The sequence below is a fragment of the Desertivirga arenae genome, from assembly GCF_017355785.1.
In the GTDB taxonomy this organism is placed as follows: Bacteria; Bacteroidota; Bacteroidia; order Sphingobacteriales; family Sphingobacteriaceae; genus Desertivirga; species Desertivirga arenae.
Genome location: NZ_JAFEWE010000001.1, coordinates 204,490 through 217,103, shown reverse-complemented (window position 1 = coordinate 217,103; position 12,614 = coordinate 204,490). Strand labels below are relative to the sequence as shown.

Annotated in this window: 4 protein-coding genes; all 4 read left to right on the top strand. The window is 40.3% G+C overall.

What is annotated here, in order from left to right:
• Window positions 1-172: 172 nt before the first annotated feature.
• The 4 genes from J4N24_RS00865 (at window position 173) to J4N24_RS00850 (ending at window position 12,610) form a co-directional block, all read left to right on the top strand.
• Window positions 173-4,288, top strand: coding sequence for a hybrid sensor histidine kinase/response regulator transcription factor (locus J4N24_RS00865; RefSeq protein WP_207531751.1), 4,116 nt, complete (start codon window positions 173-175; stop codon window positions 4,286-4,288).
• A gap of 43 nt (window positions 4,289-4,331) precedes the next feature.
• Window positions 4,332-6,380 (top strand): DUF2264 domain-containing protein, encoded by a 2,049-nt coding sequence (locus J4N24_RS00860; protein WP_207531750.1) that lies wholly within the window; start codon window positions 4,332-4,334, stop codon window positions 6,378-6,380.
• A gap of 211 nt (window positions 6,381-6,591) precedes the next feature.
• Window positions 6,592-8,943, top strand: a complete 2,352-nt coding sequence (locus tag J4N24_RS00855; RefSeq protein WP_242691452.1) for a beta-galactosidase — start codon at window positions 6,592-6,594, stop codon at window positions 8,941-8,943.
• A 511-nt stretch (window positions 8,944-9,454) separates the two neighbouring features.
• Entirely contained in the window at window positions 9,455-12,610 is a 3,156-nt protein-coding gene (locus J4N24_RS00850) for a SusC/RagA family TonB-linked outer membrane protein (RefSeq protein WP_242691451.1), read from the top strand.
• Window positions 12,611-12,614 lie beyond the last annotated feature (4 nt).

The following is a 12,614-nucleotide window of genomic DNA, read 5'->3' as shown; positions in this document are numbered from 1 at the left end:
CTTTAACTTTCCAGATTTTCCTATTGCTGTTTCGGTACATATTCATATGTCTGATAGTGCTTGTTTCGCCCTTGATATTTAATTGGAAGGAAAGTTCAGGATGTCATAAAAGACGGGAAATTAAAGTATAATAAGAGGTGCAGTTTTTGGCAGCAAATGGTTTTATACGATAATGATAATTCAAACCATTAAGGTGAATAGTTCAAGGGGAGTACTTACGTTAATTTTTACATTGTTAATAACTGTTATTGGTCTTAAAGCCTTTACAGCAGAGACTCCTCAACTTACATATTTGGGAATAGAGGATGGACTTTCCCATAACTCTGTGCAGAGCATAGCCCAGGACAGTAAAGGCTTTTTATGGTTCGGTACCTATGACGGATTAAATCGATTTGATGGGTATGATTTCAAAGTTTACCGGAATAAGCTGAAGGATTCGAGCTCATTACCCCATAATTATATATACTGTTTACATACCGACTATCAAAGAAACCTTTGGGTCGGCACTGGGCAGGGCGCCTGTTTATATAACGAACGTTCGGATAGTTTTTCTCCTTTTTATTACTACGACCTAAGTGTGGACGGGCGTCGGAAATTATCAGTAAGCATTAGCGAAATTACAAGTGATAGACAGGGAAATGTATTTATTGGAACCAATGGAAGGGGATTAATTGTTAGATATAAAGGGAGCAAGGACGGCTCTCATATTCCTCTTTTCGATAGACATGGAAAAGAGTTACTAAGCTACAATGTCCGGGCGATCTGTGTGGACAAAAAGGGGCGGGTATGGGTATTCGTGAGCGGCATGGGTCTATATCTTTTCGATAAAAGCAAGAAGGTTTTTCGACAAATCCCGGGTTCCCCTGAAATTGTTTACGAAATTGTTGCCGATTCAAATGAAGGTCTTTGGATTGGGTCAATAAGCGGGCTTTATAAATATCAAATTTCTTCAGGAACCTGGTCTAGTCCCTATAATGAGGAAAACAAAAAGCTAACTGCAAATATCGTTTCCAGTCTTTCTCTTGACAAGCAGGGAAGTTTATGGATTGGTACTAAGGGGGGAGGTGTAAATGTTTTGAACCTCACTTCAGGCAAACTTATCTATATCCGCCCAGGGAAAATAAAAAATTCCTTGTCCAGTGAATATATAGCGGCAATTTTTCAAGATCGTGAAGGTCGTAATTGGATTGGAACAGTGAATGGGGGGCTCAATATTGTAAATCCCGGAAAAGCAAGGTTTCGTACGATATCTCATGATCCCCTTAACAAAAATAGTCTTGTTCATAATTTTGCTTCTTCTTTTTGCCTTGACCAAAATGCGAATCTTTGGATTGGTACTGACGGTGGAGGAATTAGCGTTTGGAATCGTCGAAATAACAGGTTTTCAACCTTCTCTCATGAAGCAGGAAAAAGTGGTTCGCTAAGAAGTAATTGGGTCAGCTCAATACTTAAAGATCACGAGGGAAAGATCTGGGTGGCAACTTTCGAGGGTGGAATTAATAGATTAGATGAGGCAACAGGGAAGTTTAAATTTTACTCTTGCTACAATGACATAGGGCACTTTGAAAACAAGAATGTGTGGCTCCTTTATGAAGATAGGAGCAACGTTTTGTGGGCCTCTACTTTCTCTGCTGGAAAATTGTATCGATTTAATCGGGTGACCGATCGGTTTGAAGTATTTGATCAGGAGATATATGACCTTAATACGTTGACAGAGGATAGAAAGGGCAGTCTTTGGGGCGGAGATTATCACGAACTTATTAAACTCGACAAGTTCGCTAAAAAGCATACTTACTTCGAGATTGGGAAACCGGTGCGAGCCATTCTTGAGGATACTAAAGGGAATTTTTGGATAGGAACTGAGGGGGGAGGGCTTTTGTTATTTGACAGGCGAAGAGGCAAGGAAATCAGACGTTTTTCTACTTCTGATGGACTTGCAAACAATTCTGTCCTGACAATTTTAGAAGATAAAAAAGGTATACTTTGGATGAGTACATTCAATGGTATTTCATCTTTCAACCCCAGGAGCAGGAAATTTAAAAACTTTTACCAGGAGGATGGCCTGCAGAGCAATCAATTCCTTTATCGCTCTGGGGTTCGTCTGCCCTCAGGAGAAATGGCTTTTGGGGGGATTAAGGGCTTTAGTATTTTCCATCCCGACAGCATTACCCTGGGGTTAAATGCTCCTCCCCTTTTTATTACGGGCATACGCATAATGGGAAGCCCGGTGACAACGGAAGGACCTGAGGTGGCCGGAGTAAAGGATAATTCTATTAAAAAGTTGAGACTCTCCTATGATGAAACTATGCTTTCTTTTGACTTTGCGGCTCTTGAATATTCATCTCCAAAAGCTATAAATTATGCCTATTTCCTTGAAGGTTGGGATAAGGCATGGAATTATTGTGGTAAGCTTCGCTCAGCTAATTACACAAAACTAAGAGAGGGCCGTTATGTACTTCGAATTAAATCTACTAATGCTGAAGGGGTCTGGGTGAACAATGCACAATCTTTGGAGATTATTGTACTTCCTCCCTGGTGGAGATCCTGGTGGGCCTATGGGTTCTATCTTTCAGCTTTTCTGGTAATTATCCATCGTTATAATGTTTATCAGCGAGAACAGGAGCGTTTGAAATACCAGATTCAGCTTGCCGATGCAAAAGTTATTCAGGAAAAAGAACTGAATGAGAAGAAACTTAGTTTCTTTACCCAGATATCGCACGAGTTCAGGACTCCTTTAACCTTAATTATCAATCCTATTAAGGAGTTTCTGAATAGTACAGACAGCCAGGTTGAAACAAAAGAACTTATTGTGGTTTACCGTAATGCTACACGTTTGCTAAGTCTGGTTGACCAACTGCTTCATTTTAGAAAGACAGATGCTAATCAATTAAAGATATCGAAATTTAACGCTGCCCTCTTCTGTAAAGAGGTTTACCTCTGTTTCGTTCAACAGGCAAGGTTAAAGGAGATCAAATTTGACTTCATTTGCGAGAAGGAGGAGGTGGACCTTTGGGCTGATAAGGAAAAAATAGAAATAGCTCTTTTCAATCTTATCTCAAACGCTTTCAAGTTTACTCCTGCCGGAGGTACTGTTCAAATTATATTAGAGGATCTTGAAATGCAGATCATAATTAAGGTTAAAGATACGGGCTCAGGGATAGATGCGGGAGTAGGAGATCGAATTTTTGAGAACTTTTTCCAGATTTCAGAAAAAGGGAAGAGCAATAACACTGGCTTCGGAATTGGCCTCCACATGGTCAAGGAGATTGCGCAAGTTCATAAGGGGAAGCTTTTTTATAATAGTAGGAAGGGAGAGGGAAGTGAATTTATATTGGAACTGCCTCAAGGCTACAAGCATTTCGATTCCGTACACCTGTCTCAGGAACAAAATGAGACTCCTGTTTTTATTGGAAACTTAATTAAGGAGTCTGAACACAAATTAATTCAGGAAAGCGTTCCCGTATTTGAACCCTCCCTGGAGGTGATCACAGAAAAAAACTCAGTGTTGGTTGTTGATGACAATATTGAAATTAGGAATTATGTAAAAGGAATATTTCAGGGAAGCTATGTTGTTTTTGAAGCCGCTTCAGGGGAAGACGCACTTAGAATAATCAACATAGAAATACCTGATATCGTTATTACTGATGTGGTTATGGGAGAGATGAGCGGTGTTGATTTGTGTGCGAAAATAAAGGAAGATCCTGCCTTAACCCATATTCCTGTTATTTTACTCACCTCTGGTTCTTCTGCTGAGATCAAACTTAAAGGAATTGAAAGTGGAGCAGATGATTTTATAACTAAACCTTTTGACAAGGAAATATTAATAGCAAGGGTAGTTAATTTATTGAAGAGTAGGAACAACCTGCAAAAGCACTTTTTTAATCAAATAACCTTAAAGTCTGATGATTTTAAGGTGTCTCCTGATTTTAAGGAATTTCTTGAGAAATGTATTGAAGTAACCGAGAATCATTTGGATGACCCTGGCTTTAATGTTAAGATCTTGGCAGAAGAGCTGCATTTGAGCCACTCGGCTTTATATAAACGCATAAAGCTAATCTCCGGTCGCTCTGCCAACGAGTTTATCAGGTTTATCCGACTTAGAAAGGCTGCGCAGCTTTTTATAAATACAGACTGTAATATAAGTGAGGGAGCTTATCAATGTGGTTTTAATGATGTAAAGTATTTCAGGGAGCAGTTCTCCAAAGTTTTTGGCATGAAGCCATCTGAGTATATAAAGATTTATAGGAAGTCTGTAAAAAAGCCTTATAAAGTAAATCGGAACCTCTGATTACAGCGATTTATAGATACCTTAATTTTAGTAGATCTAGTAGATGAATTTAGGATACAAGCTATGGTGCACAGCGATATTTTGTGTACTTTGTAATATTTCACGCTCTCAGATTCTTACATCTGATAGTATTTTCACTTTGAAACAACCCGGTAACAGGATATTCAACGTATCTAATCCGGATTTCAAGTTAAGTCCGTTTACGGGTATGACCAGGAAGCATTGGAAAGAGGCCGGATTATATTTGCTGAATGGAGCTTTTAGTTATATAGAGAGCATTGAAGATCCAATGAAATTTCCAAAGCAGAGTGGCAAGAGTTATCCGAGAGATGGTAAACCTAATGCTACGGAGAATATGGAAGGTTTATGTCGAACAATGTTCATTGCCGGACCCTTGCTCAAAGAACATCCTGATCTTGAAATAAATAGGGTGAAAGTTGGAGATTACTATCGGTACCAGATAGAAAAAATGCTCGTTCCGGGAAGTGATATTTACATAGAGCCTTTGGGGGCAAAAGGAGGCCCAAGCCAGAAACTGGTTGAGTTTGGGGGCCTTGCTGTATCATTGCTTACTGCTCCTGAGATTTTCTGGGATCCTTTGCAACCTAAGACCAAAGATGCTCTTGCGAAAACAATGTTAAGCTATGGCGAAGGACCTACAATTGGAATGAACTGGCGTTATTTCAATATTATGATTCTCAGTTTCTTTAAGAAACAGGGCTATAAGGTGAATGAAAACTATTTGAAGGATCTTTTGCAAAAAACGCTCGATCAGTATAAGGGACAAGGATGGTATCATGACAGCCCTTATTACGACTACTATAGTATGTGGGCTTTTCAGATGTATGGAAAGATATGGTCTGAGTATTTTGGTCAAAAGTATTATCCCGACTACGCGAAACAGCTTGCTGTAAATTTTGATGATCTTCAGGACAACTATCCTTATACGTTCTCCAGAAAGGGAGAGATGATCATGTGGGGAAGAAGTATTTCTTACCGGATGGGGGCCCCTGTTCCATTTCCATTAATGGGTTTTACCAATAGAGCTGAGATTAACTATGGATGGATGCGTCGTATCGCTTCTGGCTCTATCCTCCAGTTTTTGCAAAATCCCGACTTCTTAGAAAATAATATTCCTACCCTTGGCTTTTATGGTGCTTTTGAACCTGCCGTTCAAACCTATAGTTGTCGTGGAAGTGCTTTCTGGCTTGGTAAACTTTTTCTTGGACTTCTGGTGCCGGAAAACAGTTCTTTCTGGAACCAAACGGAAAATGAAGGACCTTGGGAGAGCAAATTCGAAGAAAATAAAGTTTATAACAAGTTTGCCTCTTCATCAAATATCCTCATTACAAATTACGCCTCAATAGGGGCTTCTGAAATAAGAGCGTGGTGTAATAGTAAAAGCGTTGGAGTTTATCAGGGAACGGAAAACTACAACAGACTTTCATATAATAGCGCTTTTCCCTGGCAAGCGGATGGAAAGAATGGGGAGGTCTCAATGAACTATACTTTCAAAAATAGAAAAGGCGAGTGGGAAGCCTTACGCGTTTTTAATTTTTCCAAGTATGAGGATGGATTTTATTTTCGTAAGTCGGTTCTGGCTTCTGATTCTACCGTAAAAATTGATCTCGCAGAGATGCCATTACCAGGGGGAATTCTTAGGGTTGATCGGCTTATTGGCTCAGACTCGATCGACCTTCGGCTGGGACATTATTCATTACCTGCAATTAACGGTAAAATTAACATTAAGACACTTCGAGTTAAGCGAAGGCAAGTAAAAGTAGTTGATAATGGGATATACCAGCTTGCTATGATTCCTTTAAGTGGTTGGAACAAATTGGCTGTTGTAGAAACAACTGGTTTGAATCCGGTAAAGGATAGTAGTTCGGTAATTAATACTTCTGATACGTTTACTGGAAACAGGAATGAGGGAATTATTTACGCAAGTTTATTGTTATGGAAGCGATCAGGAGAGAAGTGGAAGAAAGATGAACTTTTACCTGTTCGTAAAGTTGAGCGTTCGCAGGAAATTGGAAATCAAAAAATTCAAATTACATTTCGTGATAGAAGGACTCAGGTATTGAATTATTAAGGCAACACTTGTCTTATTTTTTTGTGCAAAAGCCGCAATAATTAATCTCCTGATAGGCGGGAATTAACTAACAATCTATATAAAATACGAATATCACCCCTCTTTGAAATGATTCGATACCTGATTTATTGTATCGGATTGGGTTAATATTGCCCTGGGCATTACAAGCTATGCCTTCCTAAGATAACCCTTTACCAAAGTTGAATTTTAAATGTTAAATCTAAAGTTAGCCCCCATAAGGCTGGGCTTGTGTTTTTTGTTGATTGTTATATTCAGTTCCTTTAAAGGGGATAAGGCCCGACAAACTTTTGAAATTGGGAAGGAACATTTTTTGTTGAATGGAAAACCATTTCAAATAAGATGTGGTGAACTTCATTTCGCTCGTGTCCCCAAGCCTTACTGGCGACACCGGCTAAAAATGATGAGGTCTCTTGGGATGAATACCGTGTGTGCCTACCTTTTTTGGAATTTTCACGAACGCAGCCCTGGCACATTTAAATGGAATGAGGAAGCAGACATTGCCGCATTTTGTAAGATGGCGCAGGAAGAAGGCTTATGGGTTATTCTTCGTCCCGGACCCTACACCTGCGCTGAGTGGGAAATGGGCGGACTGCCTTGGTGGTTATTAAAATATGATGACATCGCATTGAGGTCTAAGGATCTAAGATACATAGCCGCTTGTCAAAATTACCTTAAACAAGTTGGAAAGGTACTAGCTCCACTGCAGATAACTCAGGGTGGTCCGATATTGATGGTACAGGTAGAAAATGAGTACGGATTTTATGCGGACGACGCCGATTATATGGGTATAATGCGTAAAGCCATTTCAGATGCTGGGTTCAACGTACCACTATTTGCATGCAATCCGCCCTATCACCTAAAGAAAGGGTTTCGAAAAGATCTGTTTCAGGTGGTGAATTTTGGAACAAATCCTCAGGAAGCATTTAAATCTCTGCGTGAAGTTCAGTCTGAAGGCCCTTTAATGTGCGGAGAGTTTTACTCGGGATGGTTCGACACATGGGGTACTCCTCATAATTACGGAAAGATCGACCAGTATCTGAAAGATATGGAGTACATGCTAAAGAACGGTAACTCTTTCAGTATTTATATGGCCCATGGAGGCAGTTCCTTTGGATTTTGGGCAGGGGCTGACAGGCCCTTCAAACCCGACGTCTCCAGCTATGATTATGGAGCACCTGTAAGTGAAGCAGGGCTACCGACAGAGAAATTCTTCAAGACGAGGGCCCTTATTTCGAGGTATCTCATGCCTGGAGAACCAGCTCTCCCACCACCACCTTCTACAGATCCTGCAATTACTTTCAAATCTGTAAGCCTTACGAATTTTGCACCATTGTTTGAAAACCTTCCTGCGCCTACAACTACAACTAGTCCTAAAACCATGGAATATTATGACCAGGCACAAGGAAGTATTCTTTATCGGACAACTTTACCTTCTGGACCTGCTTGTACCCTTAAGATCGGAGCTGTTCACGACTTTGCCTGGATTTATATCAATGGCGAGAACCTTGGTGTAATGGACAGAAGAAAAAGAAATTTTCAGCTAACTATTCCTGCCAGAGCTAAGGAGACAAGGGTGGATATTTTGGTACATGCTATGGGCCGGATAAACTTTGGACCAGAAGTGCATGATCGGAAGGGGTTAGTATCTCCTATTCAATTTGTGGATAGTCAACAAAAGGTTTTGATGGTAGGTGATTGGAATGTGTATAATCTCTCTTATTCAGAGGAAATGCTGAAGGGCCTTAAATACGGAAAGAAAATTGATCAGGGTGTTACCCCGGGAATATGGAAGGGAGAATTCAGCTTAAGTAAGACTGGTGACACTTACCTGGACCTAAGCAAATGGGGGAAAGGTGTTGTTTGGGTTAATGGTCATTGCTTGGGTCGTTTCTGGAATATTGGGCCCACACAGACGATGTATTTACCGGGACCGTGGTTGAAAAAAGGAGTCAATGAGGTGAGAATACTTGATCTTTTGGGACCAGAAGTTGCTGAATTAAGGGGGCTCGAGCAGCCAATTTTAAATGACTTGCATCCTGAAAAGGATTTTACCAGGTCTAAGCGACCTGAGGTTGTATTTAACCAGGAAAATATTCTTCCTATATACCAGGGAAAGTTCCCGGATTCAGACAAGATGCAGAGTATTAGCTTTCCTCAATCTGGAAAAGGTCGTTATTTCTGTTTTGCTGCTTTAAGTTCTTTTAGCAATGACGTAGCTACTATTGCCGAGCTTGATTTGCTTGATGCAACAGGTAAACCGATAAGCCATCAAAATTGGACTATCGGATATGTAAGCAGTGAAGAATTGATAAAAGAGAATGGTGGTGCTGAAAATGCGATAGATGGACAGACTTTTAATTTCTGGAGTTCAGAGTGGAGTTATAAAAAGGCGCTTTATCCTCACTATTTGGTGATAGACCTTGGAAGAGAGGAGGTAGTAACAGGGTTGAAGTATATTCCAAAAGCAGGAAGCTCTTCGGCCGGGAGAGTAAAGGAATACAAGATTTTTCTTGGGAACGAGATTGTCAGGAAAAAGAACTAAGAGATTAGGTATTTCGTATGATTCTATCCCCTTTCTTTGACGATTTTCTCCCTATTCCTAATGCATTTCGACGCTAATATTGCTTCAATAAGCAACAGAAGGAGGATGATCTTCATTCTATATTGCATTTAACCAATTATTACTAACCTATAATTAAAGCGCGAGCTCAGTCAATTTTGACTGATGGAATTGTGATTTGACCAAGTACAAATTTTAAGAAAAGGATCTGATATGATAATGTTTCGATCTCATTTTATACTGGATTTTCCGGTATTCAAATTACCGGTGTTTTACTCATTGAGGTTAGCAAGGGCAAGTCCATGCTATTCATATTGCGAAAAGCGTCCAATGAAGTATCCTTTAGTCACTAACCAAGTTAATATTTAATGACAAGATCATGATAAGCCAGAATTTATTTTTTAGGGAAAACAGAGCTACAAGAATTATACGCCTGTTTTTAATATCCTGTTGTTACCTTTTATTGCCAGTAGTTGGGCTTGCCCAAAGCAGGATGATACGAGGTACGGTAACGGATGCAAAGACCGGAGAACCCCTTATAGGGGTAGCCATAAAAATCCAGAATACCTCTGCCGGAACAAGCACTGATGTGAAAGGCGCATTCAGGTTGCAGGTGCCTGATCCGGCTGTATTAATCGTTTCTTATATGGGGTACGATTCTCAAAATATCAACGTCGGGAACCAGACTGAATTACTGATTAAGCTTAATTCAAATTCAAAGGCCCTTAACGAAGTTGTGGTAGTTGGATATGGTACCATGCGTAAGAAGGATCTGACAGGGGCAGTGGTTCAAATCCGGCCGGATAACATCGCAAACGAAAATCCACCTACCGTACAGGATATTCTTCGGGGAACTCCTGGGGTAAGTGTGGGTATGGATCCTTCGGCAAAAGGAGGAGGTAGCATTCAATTACGTGGACAGCGTTCAGTTTATACTGCAGGCGGGCATAACGATCCCTTAATTGTGGTGGATAACATGCCGTTCTTTGGTGAATTGTCGGAGATCAACCCCGATGATATTGGTCAAATTGACATTCTTAAGGATGCTGCCGCTGCCGCAGTGTATGGATCTAAGGCTGCTAATGGCGTCCTTATCATTACAACGAAAAAAGGACGACAAGGGAAACCTGTAATAAACTTTACCTCCAATTTTTCTTTAAATACGAAAAGCGCCTATCCAGAGTCATTTAATCCTGAACAGTACATGCAGTATCGTGAGGACTGGTATAAAACACCAACTTATGGGCTTAACACAACCACGGGTAATTACGAGGCTCATAAAACTGGTACTACGGCAACTAAGCCTGGTTACTTTGACCGCCCCGATAGATTGCAAGGCATAACCCTTGATCAATGGAAAGCCTATACTACTAATACTACAGGTGAATCGGAATGGAGCATTTATGCGAAAAGACTTGGTTTAGAGGATGCAGTTCTTCAAAATTATTTGTCTGGCAAAACATTTGACTGGTATGACCAAACATTCCGGGAGGGTTTTAATAAAGATTATAACGCCAGTGTATCAGGTGCAAGTGACAGAATTAATTATTATATGTCTGCTGGATATCTTAGCAATGAAGGAGCTGTACAGGGAAATGTTTATAGGGCGATACGTTCTAATTTGAAGGTAGACGGGAGGGTAACTGACTGGCTTCAATTTGGAGCAAACGTTAATTTCCAGGATCGCAGTGATGGTGATTTACAACCAGGCCTCTCAACCAACTATTGGGAGAATAATCAACTACGCAATAGTCCATATGCAAATTATAGAGATGATGCAGGAAATTTGGCAATGTTCCCTATGGGAAATACTGTGAAGAGGGGATATAATTATGAATTCGAACGACAGTATTTGGATCTTGAAAAGGGATACACGGTACTTAACAGTATTTTTACTGCTCAGGTGAAATTTCCATTCAATATTACCTATTCATTTAACGCGCAACCACGTTACCAATATTTCTACGATCGCTACTTCGAATCTGCACAGCGTCCTGAAACGCTTCCTACAAATCGGGGAGTGAACAGGGAGCAGGCAAAGCGTTTTGATTGGTTAATTAATAATACCTTTAATTGGGAGAAAACTTTTGCTCAGAAGCATCGCTTGGTCGCTACCGCTGTTTATGAAGCTGAAGAGCGCAGGTATTGGCAGGATAGGGTAGAGGCTCGTAACCTTCAACCTACAGATGCCCTGGGTTTACACTTAACCAATGGTGCCGGAAAACTAGAAAGTTCTTTCAGTTCTAACGACATTCGGCAAACTGCAGATGGATTGATGGGACGCCTAGTTTATTCTTTTAGCGACCGCTACAATGCAAGTGTATCTGTTCGACGTGATGGTTATTCGGCCTTTGGAGCTTCTAACCCATATGCTACATTTCCGGCAGTAGGTGCAGGTTGGACCTTTTCTAATGAGAAATTCTTTAATTGGAAACCAATGAGCTATGGTAAATTACGACTTAGTTGGGGGCGGAATGGAAATCGTGCCCTTGCTGATCCATATCTTCAATTGGCAAATCTGGTTAAAGGCGGCAGCCAACAGTATATTAATTCTTCAGGAACTTTAGTTGACATTCCTTATTTAAGAATCGATCGTCTGGCAAATCCGAATTTAAGATGGGAGCAGAGTGATCAAATTAACGGAGGGCTGGATTTTGGTTTTCTTAATGGAAAAATCTCTGGAAGCATAGATGTTTACAAGACCAATACAGTAGATATGATTATGAATCAACGACTTCCTGGATTTTCAGGTTTTACGTCTATAGCAACAAATCTTGGGGAGGTACAAAACCGGGGTTTTGAAATTGGATTAACGACCCAGAACATGCAAAGGAATAATTTTACCTGGAGTACAACCTTGAATTTTTCTTACAATAAGAACGAGATTAAACACTTGTACTACCAGTATGAAAATGTAGTTGACGCAAACGGAAATGTTACCGGTACAAAGGAAATGGATGACAGGGACAACGGATGGTTTATTGGGCATCCCATTAGTGCAATCTGGGACTATCGCGTTACCGGTATCTGGCAGCCGTCTGAGATCGAGGAAGCCAAAAAATACGGGCAAGTACCGGGAGACCCGAAAGTTGCCAATAACTATACTGCAGATGATATAAAAAATGCTAACGGGACAGTAACACCAGTATATAATAATAATGATAAAGAATTTTTAGGACAAACCGCTCCTCCAGTAAACTGGTCATTGCGAAACAACTTCACGTTCTATAAAAATTTCGACTTATCATTCAGTATCTATTCTTACATGGGACATAAGAGTATAGATGGGAGATATTTAAATGGAGATAATGGTGGTTCATTAATTACTTATGGATTCAATACTTTCAGGAAAGAATACTGGACTCCTGAGAATTTAACTAATGATTATGCTCGTCTGGATGCCCGTGGTCCGGTAGGAGCAACTGGCGCTGGTAAACTATTTGATCGCTCGTTTATTCGTCTTGAGAGCATAGCTTTTGGCTACTCCTTACCAAAGTCAGTAATTTCAAAATTACATATGAATAAAGCAAAAGTATTTGGGTCCATCCGAAATGTAGGAGTTTGGAACAAAGACTGGGAATACGGGGATCCTGAAACAGGTGGACTTGCCACCAGAATGTTCAGTATGGGACTAAACTTCACTTTATAATAGA